Annotated in this window: 17 protein-coding genes and 1 tRNA gene; 12 read left to right on the top strand and 6 right to left on the bottom strand. The window is 55.6% G+C overall.

Going from position 1 to position 19,075, the window contains the following annotated elements; translation table 11 throughout:
- Positions 1-20: 20 nt before the first annotated feature.
- Together F552_RS0114815 and lnt are read left to right on the top strand one after the other, a co-directional pair.
- Entirely contained in the window at positions 21-887 is an 867-nt protein-coding gene (locus tag F552_RS0114815) for a CorC family transporter (protein ID WP_033375664.1), read from the top strand.
- 2 nt (positions 888-889) lie between these two features.
- A complete protein-coding gene (gene lnt / locus F552_RS0114810; protein WP_169333607.1) occupies positions 890-2,392 on the top strand; it encodes an apolipoprotein N-acyltransferase in 1,503 nt (500 codons plus the stop codon).
- On the opposite strand, the gene F552_RS0114805 is transcribed toward lnt, so the two are convergent.
- Positions 2,384-2,578: a hypothetical protein gene (locus F552_RS0114805; protein WP_018152540.1), complete on the bottom strand. Its 195-nt coding sequence runs from the start codon at positions 2,576-2,578 to the stop codon at positions 2,384-2,386. The genes lnt and F552_RS0114805 overlap by 9 nt on opposite strands.
- Positions 2,579-2,588: 10 nt before the next feature.
- Positions 2,589-3,347 (bottom strand): flagellar brake protein, encoded by a 759-nt coding sequence (locus tag F552_RS19550; RefSeq protein WP_018152539.1) that lies wholly within the window; start codon positions 3,345-3,347, stop codon positions 2,589-2,591.
- Between the two features lie 210 nt (positions 3,348-3,557).
- On the opposite strand from F552_RS19550, the gene F552_RS0114795 reads away from it, so the two are divergent.
- Positions 3,558-4,319 (top strand): GNAT family N-acetyltransferase, encoded by a 762-nt coding sequence (locus F552_RS0114795; RefSeq protein ID WP_018152538.1) that lies wholly within the window; start codon positions 3,558-3,560, stop codon positions 4,317-4,319.
- A gap of 112 nt (positions 4,320-4,431) precedes the next feature.
- Positions 4,432-5,205 (top strand): lysophospholipid acyltransferase family protein, encoded by a 774-nt coding sequence (locus F552_RS19545; RefSeq protein WP_083917522.1) that lies wholly within the window; start codon positions 4,432-4,434, stop codon positions 5,203-5,205.
- An 18-nt stretch (positions 5,206-5,223) separates the two neighbouring features.
- Here the strand turns inward: F552_RS19545 and F552_RS0114785 are convergent, their stop codons facing one another.
- Together F552_RS0114785 and F552_RS20175 are read right to left on the bottom strand one after the other, a co-directional pair.
- On the bottom strand, positions 5,224-6,060 hold the full coding sequence (locus F552_RS0114785; protein ID WP_018152536.1) for a symmetrical bis(5'-nucleosyl)-tetraphosphatase: 837 nt from the start codon (positions 6,058-6,060) through the stop codon (positions 5,224-5,226).
- 23 nt (positions 6,061-6,083) lie between these two features.
- Complete coding sequence (locus tag F552_RS20175; RefSeq protein WP_018152535.1) at positions 6,084-9,485, bottom strand: EAL domain-containing protein; 3,402 nt, start codon at positions 9,483-9,485, stop codon at positions 6,084-6,086.
- Positions 9,486-9,593: 108 nt separating this feature from the next.
- Between F552_RS20175 and F552_RS0114775 the strand changes: the two genes are divergently transcribed.
- Positions 9,594-11,621, top strand: a complete 2,028-nt coding sequence (locus F552_RS0114775; RefSeq protein WP_018152534.1) for a UvrD-helicase domain-containing protein — start codon at positions 9,594-9,596, stop codon at positions 11,619-11,621.
- Positions 11,618-12,058, top strand: a complete 441-nt coding sequence (arsN2, locus tag F552_RS0114770) for an arsenic resistance N-acetyltransferase ArsN2 (protein ID WP_018152533.1) — start codon at positions 11,618-11,620, stop codon at positions 12,056-12,058. The genes F552_RS0114775 and arsN2 overlap by 4 nt, the downstream gene beginning before the upstream one ends.
- A 73-nt stretch (positions 12,059-12,131) precedes the next feature.
- Here the strand turns inward: arsN2 and F552_RS19535 are convergent, their stop codons facing one another.
- A complete protein-coding gene (locus F552_RS19535) occupies positions 12,132-12,677 on the bottom strand; it encodes a c-type cytochrome (RefSeq protein ID WP_018152532.1) in 546 nt (181 codons plus the stop codon).
- 156 nt (positions 12,678-12,833) lie between these two features.
- Here F552_RS19535 and F552_RS0114760 point away from each other — a divergent pair.
- The 4 genes from F552_RS0114760 (at position 12,834) to F552_RS0114745 (ending at position 16,037) form a co-directional block, all read left to right on the top strand.
- Positions 12,834-12,910 (top strand) — tRNA-Arg (locus F552_RS0114760).
- 542 nt (positions 12,911-13,452) lie between these two features.
- Positions 13,453-13,920, top strand: a complete 468-nt coding sequence (gene purE / locus F552_RS0114755) for a 5-(carboxyamino)imidazole ribonucleotide mutase (protein ID WP_026182770.1) — start codon at positions 13,453-13,455, stop codon at positions 13,918-13,920.
- Positions 13,921-13,931: 11 nt separating this feature from the next.
- Positions 13,932-15,125 (top strand): 5-(carboxyamino)imidazole ribonucleotide synthase, encoded by a 1,194-nt coding sequence (locus F552_RS0114750; protein ID WP_018152529.1) that lies wholly within the window; start codon positions 13,932-13,934, stop codon positions 15,123-15,125.
- Positions 15,126-15,155: 30 nt separating this feature from the next.
- A complete protein-coding gene (locus F552_RS0114745) occupies positions 15,156-16,037 on the top strand; it encodes a phosphoribosylaminoimidazolesuccinocarboxamide synthase (RefSeq protein WP_018152528.1) in 882 nt (293 codons plus the stop codon).
- Between the two features lie 89 nt (positions 16,038-16,126).
- Here F552_RS0114745 and F552_RS0114740 read toward each other — a convergent pair whose 3' ends face one another.
- Positions 16,127-16,498: a hypothetical protein gene (locus F552_RS0114740; protein WP_156802342.1), complete on the bottom strand. Its 372-nt coding sequence runs from the start codon at positions 16,496-16,498 to the stop codon at positions 16,127-16,129.
- Positions 16,499-16,751: 253 nt separating this feature from the next.
- Between F552_RS0114740 and gshA the strand changes: the two genes are divergently transcribed.
- Positions 16,752-18,041 (top strand): glutamate--cysteine ligase, encoded by a 1,290-nt coding sequence (gshA, locus tag F552_RS0114735; protein ID WP_018152526.1) that lies wholly within the window; start codon positions 16,752-16,754, stop codon positions 18,039-18,041.
- Position 18,042: 1 nt separating this feature from the next.
- The gene (gene gshB / locus F552_RS0114730) at positions 18,043-18,993 is read left to right on the top strand and encodes a glutathione synthase (protein ID WP_018152525.1); all 951 of its coding nucleotides are present in this window, start codon (positions 18,043-18,045) and stop codon (positions 18,991-18,993) included.
- The last annotated feature ends 82 nt before the right edge of the window (positions 18,994-19,075 follow it).

The raw sequence follows: 19,075 nt of genomic DNA, 5'->3' as shown, positions 1-19,075 counted from the left end.
TTTATTACCGTACTGTGATCATGGAAGGTTCCCCCAGTAGCAAGTCAGCAAGCAAACCAAGCTGGTTAGAGCGTATTTCGGCCCTGTTGATGCGAGAGCCGGAAGACCGGGAGCAGCTGGTAGAACTGCTCCACTCTGCTTATGAACGCAATTTGATGGATGCCGATGCACTCGCCATGATTGAAGGCGTTTTGCAGGTGTCTGATCTCCGTGCCGGCGACATCATGGTGCCGCGCTCCCAGATCGATGCAATCGACATCGATGACCCGATCAGTGAATTCATGCCCATGGTGCTGGAAACCGCCCATTCGCGCTTCCCGGTCTTTGAAGGTGACCGTGACCAGGTGCAAGGCATCCTGCTGGCCAAAGACCTGCTCCGGTATTTTGTCGACCCGGACAACTTTGACTTGCGGGACATGCTGCGGCCGGTGGTGTTTATTCCCGAATCCAAACGTCTTAACGTCCTGCTGAAAGAATTTCGCAGCAACCGTAACCATATGGCGGTGGTCGTTGACGAGTATGGTGGGGTGGCCGGTCTGGTGACCATTGAAGACGTAATCGAACAGATTGTCGGCGACATCGAAGACGAATACGACTTTGACGAGACCGAGGACAATCTGGTGCAGGAGCGCGATGGCAGCTGGCGCGTCAAGGCCGTGACCGAGATCGAAGACTTCAACGAGACCTTGTCCCTGAATTTGCCGGATGACGAATTCGATACCATCGGCGGTCTGGTGGTGAACCAGTTCGGACACGTACCGAAGCGGGGGGAAACCGTATCCGCCTTTGGCCTGTTGTTCGAGGTGGTAAGAGCCGATAGCCGGCGGGTGCATACGCTACTGGTGACACGTCAGCAGGCAGATACGACTGGCCAGTCCGGCGAATGATCTTGTCCGTCCGTCATAAAAGCGCACTGGCGCTCATCGTGGGTGCGCTGTCTGTTTTTACGTATGCGCCGTTTGCGGTTGCTGATATGTCGCTTGGCTGGCTGGCCCCTGTGCCGCTGGCCTTTCTGTTTTATGCGTGGCTGACTGCGCCTGGCCGTAAGCAGGCCTTCTGGCTTGGCTGGTGTTACGGGCTAGGCGCCTTTCTGGCCGGTGTGCACTGGATTTACGTCAGTCTGTCTGTTTATGGCGGCATGCCGGCGCCCTTGGCCGTGATCGGCACCATCCTGCTGGCAGCGTATCTGGCCCTTTTCCCTGCGCTCGCCGGGGTGCTCAGTTATCACGTGAAATTGCCCCGATGGTTAAGGGTGTGTTTCTTCATGCCGCTCGCCTGGGTCATGACCGAATGGTTGCGTGGCTATCTCTTTACCGGGTTTCCGTGGCTGGCGGTAGGCTACACTCAGACAGATACGCCGATTGCCGGCTGGACGCCGGTGGGCGGCGTATTTCTGGCATCCTGGTGGGTTGGCGTTCTGGCTGGCTGTTTGCTGCTGATGTGCCTGCGCCATGGCAATCTTCGTACCCAGCTGGTGGTGATCGGTCTGGTTTTTCTATCCGGGCTGGGCTTGAAACAGATTGCCTGGACAGAAGCGCTGGGTAAGCCGCTCCCGGTATCCTTGCTGCAAGGTAATATTCCTCAAGACCTTAAATGGAACCCTGCGTTTGCCAGACAGTCGCTGGATACCTACGCTACGCTGGTGCAGGCATCGCGAGGCAAACTGATCGTCCTGCCGGAAACGGCCCTGCCGCTGATTTATCAGCAGGCGGAACGCAATATCCCCGGTTTTCTGGCCGGTTTAAGGCAGGAGGCTCGCGAGCGGCAGGCCGGTTTGCTGCTGGGAACGCCAGAGCAGGGGGCTCGCTGGGACATTTACTACAACAGCGCCGTCCTGATGCAGGGCAGCAAGCCGGACCAGTGGTATCGCAAGGTACATCTGGTGCCTTTGGGAGAGTATTTGCCCGGCAAACCCTTTAGCACCTGGTTGCTGGACATGCTGCATATCCCTCTGGGCGAGATGGCATCCGGCTTGCCACGGCAACCACTCATGACATTGGGCGAGCAAACGCTGGCAGTCAATATCTGTTATGAGGATGTTTTCGGCGGAGAGCTGACCAGGGCAGGCGGTAAGGCCTCCATTCTGGTGAACATGAGTAATCTGGCGTGGTTCGGGCACACCGTGGCGCTGGACCAGCATTTGCAGATTGCCCGTGTCCGGGCGCTGGAAAATGGCCGGCCCATGATTCGCTCGACCAATACGGGGGCGACCGCTGCAATCGCGGCCGATGGCCGCTTGATTGGTATGCTACCGTATTTCACGGCAAATTCACTGGAGGTTCAGGTGCAGGGCATGCAAGGGGAAACGCCATACCAGCGGTTTGGGGCGGCGTGGATCTGGCTGTTGTTGGCATTGGCTGGTGGAATGTGCTGGCGGCAACGCTCAGCGTAATGCGGACGGCCGTTGGTCGTGCAGCGGCTGGCCCGGCGGAAACATGACCCAGGCGGTGATCAACCCCGCCAATATGCACACCATGGCTGCAATGGTCAGACGTATGACAGTGTTTTCGCCCAGTGGTAACCGGGCAAGGCCCCAGACCAGCGCCGGGATGACAAGCAATAACGTCAGTTCCAGCATGGCTGGTGCGTTATTCCCGCTTAAGTAGCGTGTTGCGTTCTCTTTCCAGCTGGGCAATGAACCGTTGCAGACGGTTCTGCAAGGCTGCGACATTCCCGGTAAACATGCAGCCCATCCGGTGCTGGATGGCGTCATTTTTCTGTTTCAGGCTGACCAGGTTTCTGACTTGCATGGAGACATCAAATACGCCGGCATCCCGCAGATCCAGCAGGCAGCTGTCGTAGGTTTCAAAAGGCTTGAACTGTTCTCTGTCCGGTACGATCAGCCCGATGCCCCCCAGACTGATGTCACACAGCGCCAGACGCTGGGTGCCTGTGGCCGTATTGCGTACGGTCAGCCAGTACGGGTTGGCAATGGGGGTTTGCAGCCGGAAGTATTCACGGCGCTGCATTTTGACCAATGCATCCGGCAGCGCGACCGAGAAGGCCGGTTTGCCCTGGTGTTGAATGGCAGTTGCCTTGCCGACCGCAAACTGGATTTTGACCCCTTCCGGCGAGGTGACAAAGACATTGCGTTCACTGTTCAGCAATTGCTGGTTCACCGTTTCACTGCCACCCCAGTCAAAAACCAGCGTACCAGCGTCCGTATTGACCTCTAGCAACGTTGTCAGCATGGAGGTCTGACCCTGGCGGAAGTAAATGGCAATGGGTTGCTTGGATTTGATCAGGCCACGCAGCACATAGACAATCTCGACCTGGGTTTGCAGCGTAAAACGTCCAAATTCATCATCTGAAGGCAGGGGTGTCGGACTTTCTTGTGTATCCATCATGTGCAGCACTAAATCCTGAAGGGTCGGCAGGGGGAATCTGGCCGGAATTATGGCACAAGCGCAGGGATTGTTGGTGACAATCTGTGTAAAGATCCTTGTGCGTTTTCTAGAATTTCAGCGACGTCACTGTCATCAAGCCGTAAAAACTCTTTCACGTATTTGTCATGTCAGCCCATTAATCTCTCCTGAAACCCATCAGGAGATAAGAACATGTACGTTGCAGAAGAGCAGCTGCTAAAAAACGAAGCCCCCAAATCCGAATTGCGACTGGTATTTGCAGATAGCGAAAGCGACATTGAAGACGCACAGCGCTTGCGTTTCAAGGTATTTGCCGAAGAAATGGGCGCCCATTTGCCCAACCCTGCGTCAGGGCTGGATCAGGATATTTTCGACCCCTACTGCGACCACCTGCTGGTACGTGATGAGCGCATTGGCCGTGTCGTGGGGACGTACCGGATTCTGCGGCCGGAAGCGGCCAAGCGGATTGGCGGCTATTACTCGGAAACCGAGTTTGACCTGACCCGCCTGCAGCATATCCGTAGCCGGCTTGTCGAGCTGGGCCGCTCTTGCGTGCACCGTGACTATCGCTCTGGCGGGGTCATTACCTTGTTATGGGCTGGCCTTGCCGATTACATGTCCCGCTATCATTACGATTACCTGATTGGTTGTGCCAGTATCAGCATGGGGGACGGCGGTCATGCCGCGGCCACCTTGTACCGCCAACTGAAAGAAAAGCACATGGCGCCTGCCGAATGGCGCGTATCCCCGCGTTGCCCGCTGCCGCTGCATGCGCTCAACCAGCATGTCCTGACGGATGTGCCGCCGCTGATCAAAGGCTATATGCGCGCCGGTGCCATGGTATGTGGCGACCCCGCCTGGGACCCGGATTTCAATACTGCCGATCTGCCGTTGCTGTTGCCAATGTCCCGCCTGAACCCGCGTTACGCGCGGCACTTCCAGGCAAGCAACTGATACACAAAATGATGTCTCCGGCCGAACTATCCTCCCAGTGGAGGCGGTTCGGGCGGACAGGTACTTATGATTTCTGGTGACCCGCCGTCCTGGCCTATTTATAATCCGCTGCATGACAACTTCACCTCAACCTGTTTCCTTGCCCGGGTGGCGACGCATCTGGCGACTCTCCCGTCTGTTTCTTCATCTGCTGTCAGGCATGCTGGAAGTAAAACTGCATTTTGCCGGCGCCAGTCTGGATGAGCGACGCTTCAGGGTGCAGCGCTGGTCTAGCCGTATGCTGAATGTACTGGGTATCCGCCTCGATATTATCGGTAATGTGCCGGCCCACGTGCCTGGCAATAGCCTGTGGGTGGCCAACCATATTTCCTGGCTGGACGTGTTTGTCATCAATGCCATGATGCCATGCCAGTTTGTGGCCAAATCAGAAGTATCGGGCTGGCCGCTGGTCGGCTGGCTATGCCGTCATACCGGTACGCTGTTTATCGAACGGGAAAATCGTCGGGATCTGCTGAGGGTCAACGCAGGGGTTGAGCAGGCCCTGCGGGAAGGCGGATCGGTTGCCTTCTTTCCGGAAGGCACAACCACAGACGGGCGCCGGCTAGGCAGTTTTGCCGCTTCATTGTTTCATGCAGCTTCTGCAAGTCAGGGCGATGTTCGTCCGGTTGCGCTTCAGTATCTGGATGCTGCCGGGCAATGGTCGGACAAGCCGGCTTATATTGATGACATGTCGCTGATGCAATCCATGTGGAATATCGCGGGTGCCAACACCACGGTTGCCAGGCTTACCCTGTTACCCGTCCTGAACGCCGCACACATCAACCGCCGGGAGCTGGCGGCCGAGGCGCATCGCCACATTGCAGGTGTCATTACCAAAGACCATTAGGCGTGGCGAAAAAGGTCGTTACAGACTGGTGTCAATGGCCAGGGCGTCCGGCAGGTCTTTGCAATCTACCTGGAAAATCTGCAGGTCTTCCAGCCGCAAGGCGGTCAGCTGTCCGCCCCAGACACAGCCGGTGTCCAGTGCCTGTAAATAATCTGTCTGTCGTAACCCCAGTGCCGACCAGTGCCCAAAGATCAGGCGTTCTGTGGCGGACTTCCGGTTGGGCACTTCAAACCATGGTGTCAGCCCGGCTGGTGCACCGTCGATTTCGCCTTTGTATTTGAAGTCGATATCGCCTGACGCGTTAATGAATCGCAGCCGTGTCATGGCGTTGACAATAACCCGCAGACGGTCAATGCCTTCAAGGCGGTCATCCCAGTGGCCTGGTTTGTTGCCCCAGAGTTGTGACAGAAATTTCTTCCAGCGCTTGCCTTGTAATTCCTTTTCGACTTCCCGGGATAATTTGAGGGCCGTTTTTTTGTCCCATGCCGGCATCAGGCCTGCATGCACGATCAGATAGCCGGACTCTTCTCTGGCCAGCGGCTGCTGACGCAACCAGTCCAGCAACTCATCGCGATCCGGCGCGTCCAGTACCGGCTGAATGGTGTCCGACGGGTTGATTTTGGCATAACCGTGCGCAGCGGCCAGCAGAAACAGGTCGTGGTTACCCAGTACGATGCCTGCGTCCGGCCCTAGCTGCTTGATAAAGCGCAAGGTCTCCAGCGAGCCCAGCCCGCGGTTGACCAGATCCCCGACAAATACCAGTCGATCTTTGCCGGGGGTCCAGCGGATGACGTCGAGCAGTTGGGTCAGGGCGCTATAACAACCTTGCAGGTCGCCAATGACGTAAGTAGACATGTAAAAACTTCAGGAAGGTGGGTCTAGTTTAAGAAAGCTGGTTCGTTAACACGATCATAAAGCATTTCTTGCAGTGTATCTGCCGGCAGCGGTGGCGCGTAGTAATAGCCCTGAAAACTGTCACAGCCGGCTTCTTTCAGAAATGCCAGTTGCTGGGCGGTTTCCACGCCTTCGGCCGTGACCGCCATTTTCAGGTTTTGTGCCAGCCCCAGAATGGCCCGCACGATGGCTTCATCATCACTGTCTTTGGTCAGGTCTTTGACAAAAGACTGGTCAATCTTGATGCGGGTCACGCTCAGTCGCTTGAGGTAGCTCAGCGACGAGTAACCGGTGCCAAAGTCATCAATGGCCACGCTGACGCCAGCATTGGTCAGGGTTTCCAGTACATGCTGGGCATGCTGCGGATCATGCATGAGCATGGTTTCTGTGAGCTCAACCTCCAGCAAGCGAGGCGGAATCCGGTGGTGTGCCAGCGTGCTGAGCACCTGCTCGGCAAAACCTTCCTGCATCAGCTGGCGCAACGACACATTAATGGCCAGCGTGGGCGGTGTCAGCCCCTGCTTGATCCAGCTGGCCAGCTGGCGACAGCTTTCATTCAGCACAAAATTGCCCAGATCCAGAATCAGATGGCTCTCTTCGGCAATCGGAATAAACTGGCCGGGCGATACCTGACCCAAGTGCGGATCCCGCCAGCGCAGTAGTGCTTCCATACCCTCGATTTCACCCGAGGCTACATTGTACTGCGGCTGGTAATTCAGGCTCAGACGCTGGTTTTTCAGCGCAGAGCGCAAGCCGGATTCAATGACCATGCGCTCGCGCGAGGCTTCCAGCAGGTTTTGCTGGAACAGCTGCACGTTGTTACGTCCCAGCTGTTTGGCGTGGTACATGGCAATGTCGGCGTGCTTGATCAGCTCTTCGGCAGAATGGCCGTCACCCGGGAACAGGCTGATACCGATACTCGGTGTAATGTGCAGGGTATGGCCATGGATCGTGAACGGCGAGGACAGACTGGTCAGCAAGTGCTGAGCCACTTTGTCAGATTCGTTGGCGCCGGCATTGGGCAGCAGCAGGATGAACTCGTCACCGCCCAGGCGGGACACCGTGTCGCCTTTGCGGACACTGGCCAGCAGGCAGCGTGCCACTTCCTGCAATAGCAGGTCGCCAATGGCGTGTCCCAGCGAGTCATTGATGTGCTTGAAGTGGTCCAGGTCAATAAAGATGCAGGCAAACTGGCTCTGGGTGCGGTCGGCCGCCAGCAGCAGCTGTTCCAGCCGGTCGTTCAGCAGGGCGCGGTTGGGCAGGCCGGTGAGCAGGTCATGATGCGCCAGATATTGAATCCGGTCGCTATCTGCCTTGCGCTGGGTCATGTCGCTGGCCAGCATCACATACTGGCTGGCGGTGGATTCGTCGGTACCGGGGACACAGGAGACCGACAGCCACATCGGGAAGGTGGAGCCATTCTGGCGCACACCAACCCAGTCACCCTGCCAGTGCAGGCTGGTATCCAGTTGTTCCCAGACATGCTGGGTATCCTGGATGGACGGCGGCGCGCTGAAAAACAGGGCTGGCTTTTGCAGCAGATGTGCCTGGTCGTAACCGGTCATGTGCATGAATGCCCGGTTGGCCGAGAGAATCTTCTTCTCCGCGTCAATAATCAGGATGCCCTCATGACTGGCTTCAAATACTTGCGCTGCCAGCAGTCGTTCTTCATCGGCCTGGCGCAAACTGGAAACGTCCAGCACGCTACCAATCATCCGTAGCGGTTGACCTTGTTCATCCCAGGAGATGATCTTGCCGCGAGAAAATACCCAACGTACTTTGCCATTACCGTCCTGAATGCGAAACTCGCTCTGGTAACGGTCGCTTTTGCCATCTACATGCTGCTGCAGGCTGGTTTGCCAGCGTTCCTGGTCTTCCGGATGCAAACACTTCTGCCAGGTATTCAATGGATCGTGGGAGGAGGCTTCTTTCAGCCCCATCAGTTCCTGGCATCTGGGCGAGTAATATTCGATGCCTGCCGTGATGTGCCAGTCCCAAATGCCTTCGCCGCTGCTTTCCATGGCGTAGCGCCACATAGCCTCGGCATCACGTAGCGCAACGCCCAGTCGCTGGCGCTCGGCATCCAGCTGGCGCTTTTCCAGCTCGGTCTGCAACAGCTGTCGCTGATCATCAAAAAAGCTCAGCATGTCTTCGTTGATGAGGTTGACGTTGCTAAAGGTAATCAGGATGCACAAATCCCCTTTGCAGTTTTCTTTGAGGGGAATGGACAACACGCTGTACGGACGATCATGCCAGCGATGAAGGCTGACGGCAGAACGACAAGCCTGCTCCTGATTTCTCAGTGACGGCGTAGGGGCTTCTGGCTGGCTGAAATCATAGTAATACAGCCATTCATAGCCATGATTGGTTTCCTTGATAACCCCGGTATTGCTGGCCGCACTGATGATTTTCACGTCTTCGCACAGTCGTTGCAGCAAATCCGGGATATTGTCGCTGACGGTGATCTGATGTTTTACGCCCGCCAGCCAGCGGTAGATTTCACTGCGCTGAACCAGCAGGTTTTGCTGGTAACGCCGCTCACCCTGACGGGCAGACAAAAACAGGCCGATCAACGCGCCGACCAGCAAAAATATCTGCAAGGGCAGCAAATGTCCGGTCAGCGGAGAGACCGCCACCGTTACCGTGCCGGGTAAAGAAAAAATGGCAATCGCCAGTTGTAGCATGATCAGTGAGTGGGCAAAGCGGCGCAAGCGCAACGCCGACCAGACCATGACCGGGATAAACAGATAAATGGCCGGATTCTGAGCTTCTGCACTGACCTTGCCACCCGGGTTCACGATGAATAGCGAGCACACGAACGAGATGATCCAGAACTCCGGTGTCTGCAAGGTACGCTTGAGCCGTTTTACCGAGAACATCAGTAAGGGAACGGTCACCAGCAAGGTGCCAAGCGTATGTGCAACACAAACCTCCACCAGTTGCCATACATAAGCTTCGTCGGGCTTGAACAGGGAGAAACCCGGGATCAGCAATAACCGGGAGATGGATGCCAGTGCAGCAAACAGCACAGGCCAGCACAGCAACAGGACAAAATCTTTGCTACGCCGCAGACTGGCATCAAAATCCTTGTGCCGCAGCACAAATACGGTCAGGGCACTTGGCAAGGTGCTGATCAGCGCATACCCCAAACCGGCCAGTGTCAGCGGGGGGAGGGCCAGCCAGCATCCCAGCAGCACAAATGGCCAGGCCAGCATGCCCAGGCGCCACATCAGGACAAACGCCAGACCCGGGATCAGGTTCAGGCTGGTGTGTACACCGAAGAAAGGCGTAGTCAGCATCCCCAGTTGCGCAAACAGGGCACTGCTGGCAAACGCCAGAACAACGCTAAGTACTTGTCTTGCAAGGGAGGAAGGGCCGGTTTTCATCACGCCGTAATCTAAGAAATGCAGGCGTGACTATAGCCCTGTTCTGCCAGAACCGGAAGAGGTTTTCAACGTGGTACAATCAATTTGGTTCTAGTGCAGATTGTCGTCATGCTGTCTCATCTCAATGTCCCGCAGCGCGAAGCGGTTAAATATCTCGATGGCCCGTTACTGGTACTGGCTGGTGCCGGTAGTGGCAAAACACGCGTGATTACCCAGAAGATTGCCTATCTGGTCGAACAGTGTGGTATTTCTGCAAAAAATATTGCCGCCATTACCTTTACCAACAAAGCCGCCCGCGAGATGCAAGAGCGGGTGGGCACCCTGCTGCCCGGCAAGGCTGCCAAAGGGCTGACCATTTCGACTTTCCACTCGCTGGGGCTGATGATGCTGCGGCAAGAGTGCAAAGTGCTGGGCTATAAGCCCAACTTCTCGATTCTGGATTCTGCGGATGCCGCCAAGATTGTCTCGGATAATCTGGCCACCACCGACAAACAGCTGATCCGCTCGGTCCAAAGCCAGATATCCATGTGGAAGAACGCGCTTTTGAGCCCCGACGAAGCCATTTCGATGGTAACGGATGAGGCAGAGATGGTGGCGGCACGCATTTATCGGGTGTATCAGGACACACTGTTTGCCTATCAGGCACTGGATTTTGATGATCTGATCCGTTTGCCAGTGCGCCTGTTTAGCGAGCATGCCGATATTCTGGACAAATGGCAGGACAAGCTACGCTACCTACTGGTGGATGAGTATCAGGATACCAATGCCTGCCAATACACCTTGCTCAAGCAACTGGCGGGCATGCGCGCCCAATTCACCGCAGTGGGGGACGATGACCAGGCCATTTATGCCTGGCGCGGCGCGGATATCGAAAACCTGAAGAACCTGCAGCGGGACTTCCCGAAACTGAAGGTCATCAAGCTGGAACAGAATTACCGCTCGACCTCCCGGGTTCTGAAAGCCGCCAACACCCTGATTGCCAATAACCCCAAACTGTTTGAAAAGACGTTGTGGAGTGAGCACGGCCTGGGTGAGCAAATCCAGATTGTGGCGACCCGTGACGAGGAAAGCGAAGCCAATACGGTGGCGCAGCGGCTGATGGCGCACAAGTTCGAGCACCGGACCAAGTTTTCTGATTACGCCATTTTGTACCGGGGTAATCATCAGGCCCGCATTATCGAGCAGGCATTACGCAGTCAGAAAATCCCCTACGCCATGAGTGGCGGGCAGAGCTTTTTTGACAAGGCCGAGATCAAAGACATTCTCGGTTATCTGAGACTGCTGGCTAATCCGGATGATGACCCTGCGTTTATCCGTGCGGTAACAACCCCTAAGCGCGGCATCGGCAACCAGACACTGGAACGGCTGGGTGCTTACGCGGCAGAGCGGCATATCAGTTTGTTTGATGCGGTGTTTGAAAGCGGTCTGGAACACCAAATGCCCGTCAAGCAGTACGAATTGCTGAAAATGTTCTGTGAATTCATCAACCGCATGCAGTCCAGGGCCGAGCGTGAGCCCGCCGCCGTGGTGCTGCAAGACTTGCTGACCGCCATCGACTACGAAACCTGGTTGTTTGATAGCGAGGATGTCAAACCCGCAGAGGCCAAGTGGAAGAACGTGCTGGAGTTTGTCGGTTGGATTACCCGCAAAAGCGATAATCAGGACGACGACGGTCCGCCACCCAACCTGATTGAGCTGGCGCAACGCATTGCGCTGATTACCATGCTTGAAGGCCGGAACGAAGAAGAAGTAGACGCCGTCAAGCTATCCACCCTGCATGCCAGCAAAGGTCTGGAATATCCGCACGTGTTCCTGATCGGGGTAGAAGAAGACATTTTGCCGCACCGGGAAAGTGTGGACACCGGCAAACTGGAAGAAGAACGCCGGCTGATGTATGTGGGTATCACCCGGGCCCAGCGCAGCCTGACACTCACCCACGCCTTGAAGCGTCGCCGTGGCGGAGAATGGCATGTGGTAGAGCCTTCCCGTTTCATCAATGAAATGGGTGTGGATGATCTCTGGTTTAGTGGCCGTCCCGTGGCAGACAAAGTGGCAGCGAAGGCCAGGGGGAGCGAGCGCTTGGCAGGGCTAAAAGCCATGCTGAAAAAACCGGACGAACCAGAGGATAACGGATGACGGAAAAGGGTATTTTCTTTGCAGGGCCAGACCATCACGCAGTAGAAGGCTTGTTATCAGCCGCCGGATTGCCTGTTGAGGACATCCACCTCTGCAGCATGGATCACTTTATCGGCTACCGCACACCATCAGGCACTTTATCTGGTGTTGCTGGCCTGCAACTATTCGGGACTGTCGGGTTGGTACGATCCCTCGCCGTGGCGTCAACCCTTCGCCAGCAAGGCATCGGGCAACAGTTGCTAAAACAGATAGAGCAGCATGCGGTGGCACAGGGGGTACGTCAGCTGTATTTGCTGACAACAACCGCAAAACCGTTTTTCTTGCGTCATGGGTATCAGGAAGCAGACCGCGCTCAGGCACCGTTGCCTATTGGGCAGACGCCGGAGTTTAGCGGGCTGTGTCCTGCCACTGCATCGTTCATGCATAAATCCCTGTAAAGCTAGGCGCACAAACGCCAATAAAAATGGCGCACCATGGTGCGCCATTTTTTAGGGCAATGCGTTGGCAAGATTACTTGCTGGCAGCGCCTTCTTTACCGCTTGCTGCACCCTCTTTGTCAGAGGCAGAACCTTCTACTTCTGGCTCCTTGAAGTTTGCACCGGCCTTGTTAGCCATGTAGGCCACTGCACGGGCAACTTCTTTGTCGGTCAGGCTGGCATTGCCGCCTTTGGCCGGCATTTTGCCATTAAAGCCTTCCACGGCATGCTTGATCAGGGTGTCATAACCTTGTGCAATGCGTGGTGCCCAAGCGGCAGAGTCACCGAATTTCGGTGCGCCAATCAGACCATCTTTGTGACAGGAGAAACAAACCTGTTCGTACACCATTTGGCCGCTCATGGCACCAGCCGCGACGACTTCACCAGCGTCCAGTTCGCCGACTGGCTTGACACGAGCAGCGATTGCCTCGTTGGTCATTGCATCCGGATTGACCTGGCTTGCGTTAAAAGAGTGAATCAGCTTGGCGACCAGGACAATGGCCACAACCGGAACAACTACACCGGCAATGACCAAGCCTAGCAACTGCTTCGGGCTTGTGCTGCTTTTTTCTGTGCTCATGCTTGTCCAACCTTGTCCAAAGGGTGAAATAATAAAAATCTTGCGAATTATAGCGCCAAAAATCAGGTTAGCGATAGAAATTCGTGGACGTTTGACCAGAAAATCGCTATCCTTAGCGGCCTGTTAGCTTAGTTGCGACAGATTTTCCTCGTGCATGCACCCGTAGCTCAGTTGGATAGAGTGTCAGTTTCCGAAGCTGAAGGTCAGTGGTTCGATTCCACTCGGGTGCGCCAATCTCTTCAGCCTGCTTCTCCAAAATTATCAAGTAGTTAGTTCTCGACCGCATATTGCGGGTGTCCGTAACGTTTTTGCCAATCAGCGATCCGGCTCAATGTGTCAGTGCGTCACCAGTTGCTTGGCCATCCCCCAAAAGATGCTCTGTGCCTAGATAGCCAGTCTTACTGCCGTGATATTGCTTAGGGCCTTAAATCATCTTGCGGTTTTGGGTAATGTCTATCGAGCAGAGCGATTAAGGTATTAAGTCGTGTGGCAAGCATCTATGAATACATGGAATTCTTCGCAAACGCTTCTCAAGTAAGCAAACGATAGACATGTTTATTATGTGTGTGGTGAATATTCTTGTTTAATTTAATGGGTATATTCTTATATACGAAACAAATGGTATTTCCACAGTCCTTTCAAAACGAAATTGCTGGCATCGGTACAAAGTTCCCCAATCCTGCTCATTTTCTGTACAATCTCGTTTTTAAACGGGTAGGCCTTTTTGGCCCAATAAAAAATGACCGCTTCTCCTGCTCCTTTAGTTGGCGTCGTGATGGGTAGTTCCAGTGACTGGGACGTCATGCAAAACGCCGTTCAACAGCTCAAAGCCTTTGGTATTCCTTACGAAGCGCGCGTGGTTTCTGCGCATCGCACACCAGACCTGTTGTTTGAATACGCCGCTACCTCACAAGCCCGTGGCCTGAAGGCCATCATTGCCGGCGCAGGCGGCGCGGCTCACTTGCCGGGCATGCTGGCGTCCAAGACCATTGTGCCAATTCTGGGCGTGCCTGTTCCTAGCAAATACCTGCGCGGCGAGGACTCCCTGTTGTCCATCGTGCAAATGCCAAAAGGCATCCCGGTCGCTACCTTTGCCATTGGCGAAGCTGGTGCTGCCAATGCCGGTCTGTATGCGGTTGCCATGCTGGCCAATACCGATCCGGTACTGGCAGACAAACTGGCTGCATTCCGCAAGCAGCAGGAAGAAACCGTCCTGGCGATGAGCCTACCTGACGTTGAATAACGGGTTTAATCATGCCTGACCATACACCTACATCACCGATTTTGCCGCCAGCCATGCTGGGTATCCTGGGCGGTGGCCAGCTGGGTAGCATGTTTGCCACAGCCGCCAAAACCATGGGCTATGGCGTGACGGTGCTGGATCCGGATGCCAATGCACCAGCTGCGCGCTTTGCCGACCGGCATTTATGTGCCGCCTTTGATGATGCTGCAGCCCTGGCCGATATGGCCAATACGTGTGCTGCCATCACGACCGAATTCGAGAATGTGAATGCCAACTCCATGATCTGGCTGGCCCAGCACACGTTTGTGTCTCCCAGAGGCGAATGTGTTGCCATTGCGCAGGATCGCATCCGCGAGAAAACCTTCTTCCGCGATGCCGGCTTGCCGACTGCGCCGTTCCTGGCACTGGAGAAACCGTCGGATCTGGATGCTGATGTCTCTGCCTACCTGCCCGGTATTCTGAAAACGGCCCGTCTGGGTTACGACGGCAAAGGGCAGGTGCGCGTCAAGACACGCGACGAACTGGTGACTGCCTGGCATGACCTCAAGCAACAGGCCTGCGTGCTGGAAAAAATGATGCCGCTCAAAACCGAAGTGTCGGCCATTGTGACTCGCGGAGTAGACGGCAATACAGCGGTTTTTCCGGTAGCTGAAAACCACCATTACCAAGGCATTCTGGATGTTTCGATTGTGCCGGCTAATGTAACGCAAGATGTAGCTACCCGTGCTGCCGCGGCGGCCAAAACCGTTGCCTCATCGCTAGGGTATGTGGGCGTGCTGGCCATCGAATTTTTTGTGCTGGCGGATGACTCTCTGGTCGTCAACGAAATGGCGCCACGTCCGCATAATTCCGGGCACTACACGCTGGACGCCACCACCGTCAGCCAGTTTCAGCAGCAGGTACGTGCCATGTGCGGCCTGACGCCGGGGGACGCGTCCCTGCTCAAGCCGGTCGCCATGGTAAATTTGCTGGGCGATGTCTGGCCGGGTGCTGGTACCGCTGATTGTGTTGAGCCGGACTGGTCGGCCATGCAGCAAGAGCCTGCCGGGTTTCTGCATTTATATGGCAAGAAAGAAGCTCGTGTGGCGCGCAAAATGGGGCATTACAACCTGCTGGGCGATGATGCGAATACTGTTGCCCGCCGTGCAGGACAACTGCGCGACCAGTTGCTGGCCAGTGCCGGCCGTGCCCGTCCCGTTGAATGATTTGATACTGACCTCGATAAAGAGACCTTTATGAGTAGCTTGCTGACTTCTAACCTGACCAGCCTGAAAAAAATCTACGCTGGCAAAGTGCGTGACTTGTACGATGTGGAAGGCGGACGTTTGCTGATGGTAGCAACCGATCGCCTGTCTGCATTTGACGTGATTCTGGCAGAGCCGATTCCGGAAAAGGGCAAGATCCTGACCGCGATCTCCAACTTCTGGTTTGACAAGCTGAAAGACGTGATGCCAAACCACCTGACCGGTGAACAACCGGAAGACGTGGTCAGCAACGAAGCCGACCGTGCCCAGGTTGCAGGACGCGCTGTCGTCAGCAAAAAACTCAAGGGACTGCCGGTCGAGGCCATTGTCCGTGGCTATGTGGCGGGTTCTGGCTGGAAAGAGTATCAAAAGTCCGGCACGATTTGCGGCATCCAGTTGCCGGCCGGGTTGCGTGAGGCAGACAAACTGCCAGAGCCGATTTTTACCCCTAGCACCAAGGCTGCCGTGGGCGATCACGACGAGAACATCACCTTTGCCCAGTGCGAAGAGATTCTGGGGGCCGAACTGGCCGCCCAGGTCAGCGCTGCTGCAATCAAGCTGTATAAAACAGCCGCAGAATACGCCGCTACCCGTGGCATCATCATTGCCGATACCAAGTTCGAGTTTGGTCTGGATGAACATGGTGTGCTGCATCTGATGGATGAAGCCCTGACGCCGGATTCCAGCCGTTTCTGGCCCGCAGACCAATACCAGCCCGGTACCAACCCGCCAAGCTTTGACAAACAGTTTGTGCGTGACTGGCTGGAATCTACCGGTTGGGACAAAACGCCACCAGCGCCGGCCTTGCCGGCTGAGGTAGCAGAGAAAACCGCGGCCAAATATCGCGAAGCTCTGGAAAAACTGACCGCCTAAGCAACCGGTTCAGTATCGTGTCAAAAGCCAGCACGGCATGTGCTGGCTTTTGTTTTTTAGGGGATGCATGCAGGCGCGCCCTCGGTCGTCTATCTGGGGTCATCCATTTTCTGCCATGTCCAGCCCCTGGCTTCCATGCATTTTCTGAACGCACGATCGCGGTTGTCTTCATTCACGTCTTTCAATGCAGTAATCGGCCGATGCCAGAAACCGGGCGTGGTGGTGCAGGTGGTTTTATTGGCAAGCGTGGTGCAGCGGGTAAAGGGTTCGCTGTAGAAGCCATCGTCAATGAACTGGCGTGCCAGTATGACGGGATACAGCTGCGCGGCTTCTTTCTCGCAGGCATAGCTGTCCTGCTTGCGCGTTTCTTCGTCTTTGCCTGACTGTTGCCACTGGTAGTGCGCACACCCCGTCAATACGACGGATGCAAGCACAAGAAAGTACCATTGCTTGATTTTCATGCCGAGCCTGCCTGCGTTTTCATAGTCCATAGCGTATCATGAAGGAAGTGAATCATTCCTGAACAGTACCGCGATGGGTATCGCAGGAAAATGTCGGCTCTGTGCAAGCCTTTTTTCTGGCAGCGTGACATGATCCTGACATGTTGCAGGGGTTGAATATTTGCAATTCTGCCCCATGTAGACAGGATATCGTTTTTTCACGTCCCGAATAACCCGCTTATGTCTCCACAAGAATGACATATTGGAGTAGTCCATGGTTCCTCATTTGACCACCGCATTAAATGGCCCCCTTAAAGAACTCGAGTCCCGTATTATCAAGGCTCAGCCTCAGATTGAGCACTGGTTTCGTAGCCAGTGGGTCGATCACGCGGCTCCATTTTATGCGTCTGTCGACCTGAGAAATGCCGGTTTCAAACTGGCGCCGGTTGATACCAACCTCTTCCCGGGCGGCTTTAACAACCTGAGCGGTGATTTTCTGCCCCTGGCGGTACAGGCGGCGACGGTCGCGGTGGAAAAAGCCTGTCCGGACGCTCGCGGCATTTTGCTGATCCCGGAAAACCACACCCGCAATACCTTCTATCTGCAGAACGTGGCGGCCATTCACGGCATCTTGCGTCAGGCCGGACTGAATGTGCGAGTCGGTTCGTTGCTGCCGGAAATTACGTCCGCCACGGTACTGGATTTGCCAAACGGCAAGCAGCTGACACTGGAGCCAATCACCCGTCGTGGCAATCGCCTGTTTGTGGGGGAGGAATTCAACCCGTGCGTGGTCTTGCTGAATAACGATTTGTCTGGCGGCATTCCGGATATCCTGAAAAACATCGAGCAGAACCTGTTGCCTCCGCCTTATGCCGGTTGGGCGACCCGCCGCAAAACCCGTCACTTTGCAGCCTATGATGAGGTGGCACAAGATTTCTCCGAGCTGATCAGCATCGACCCGTGGCTGATTAACCCGTACTTCTCGCACGTGGGCGAACTGGACTTCCAGGCACGCCAGGGCGAGGATGTACTGGCCGATACCGTGTCTGACCTGTTGGCCCGGATCCGCGTCAAATACAACGAGTATGGCATTACCCATGACCCGTACGTGGTGGTCAAGGCCGATGCCGGTACCTATGGCATGGGGGTGATGACGGTCAAGGATGCAGCCGAAGTCAAAGGCCTTAACCGCAAGCAGCGCAACAAGATGTCGGTGGTCAAGGAAGGCCTGGAGGTGAATGACGTGATCATTCAGGAAGGCGTGCATACCTTCGAAACCGTCAATGAGGCCGTGGCCGAGCCGGTGGTATACATGATGGATCACTTCGTTGTGGGCGGCTTTTATCGTGTGCACACCGGACGCGGTGTCGATGAGAACCTGAATGCGCCAGGCATGCACTTTGTGCCGCTGGCGTTTGAAAAGCCATGTAATGCACCGGACTGTGACGGTACGCCGGATTGCGCACCTAACCGCTTCTACTCGTATGGTGTTGTTGCCCGTCTGGCACTGCTGGCGGCTTCGCGCGAGCTGGAAGCCATGGACGAAGAATTTGGAGATAACTGAGATGCAGATCGCCTTCATCCTGGACCCGCTACCGCTATTGAAAGCCTACAAGGACAGCAGTATCGCCATGATGAGGGCGGCGCAAGCACGTGGTCACGTATGTTTTGCCATCATGCCGGAAAGCCTGTTTGTTGACGGGCGCGATGGTCAGGTGGATGTCCTGTGTCAGGCGCTGCCCTTGACAGTATCTGATGACAACCATGACTGGTATGTAGCCGGCGAGATGCAGCAGCAACGGCTGGCCGCCTTTGATGCGGTGGTCATGCGCAAAGACCCGCCCTTTGATGCCGAATATCTGTACGCCACCCATTTGCTGGAAATTGCCGAGCGGGCCGGGGCCAAGGTCTTCAATGCCGCCAGGGCCTTGCGCGACTTTAATGAAAAACTGGCGATTCTCCGGTTTCCGGACTGGATTTCACCGACCCGTGTGACCCGCGAGTCGGCAAAATTGCGCGAGTTTATCGACTTGCATCAGGATGTGATTCTGAAACCGCTGGATGGCATGGGCGGAATGGGCATTTTCCGGGTGACGCCATCAGACCCCAACCTGAGCGTGATTCTGGAATCCATCACTCGCAATGAAACCACTACCGTGATGGCGCAGCGTTATATTCCGGACATTGTCAAAGGGGATAAGCGCATTCTCCTGATTGATGGCGAGCCCTTGCCATATGCTCTGGCACGTATTCCTCAGCAGGGAGAAACCCGTGGCAATTTGGCCGCAGGCGGGCGAGGCGTTGCTCAACCGCTGTCTGCGCGGGATCTGGCCATTGCCAAAGCTGTCGGGCCTTTTGTGAAGGCGCAGGGATTGTTGCTCGTAGGACTGGATGTGATTGGTGACTATCTCACCGAAGTTAACGTGACCAGCCCGACATGCATGGTCGAGATTGCTACCCAGACCGATTGCCGGCCCGCGGACCTGTTTGTTCAGGCGCTGGAGCGGTTGGCCTGATATCTGGCATTTATCGTTGCACTGCAGCACGTCAGACACTAGCGCTGACGTGCAATACAGGCTATCTTCCTATCTGTCTGCC

The organism is Leeia oryzae DSM 17879, from assembly GCF_000376945.1.
GTDB classification, from domain to species: domain Bacteria; phylum Pseudomonadota; class Gammaproteobacteria; order Burkholderiales; family Leeiaceae; genus Leeia; species Leeia oryzae.
This window is presented reverse-complemented; position numbering and strand designations above follow the sequence as displayed.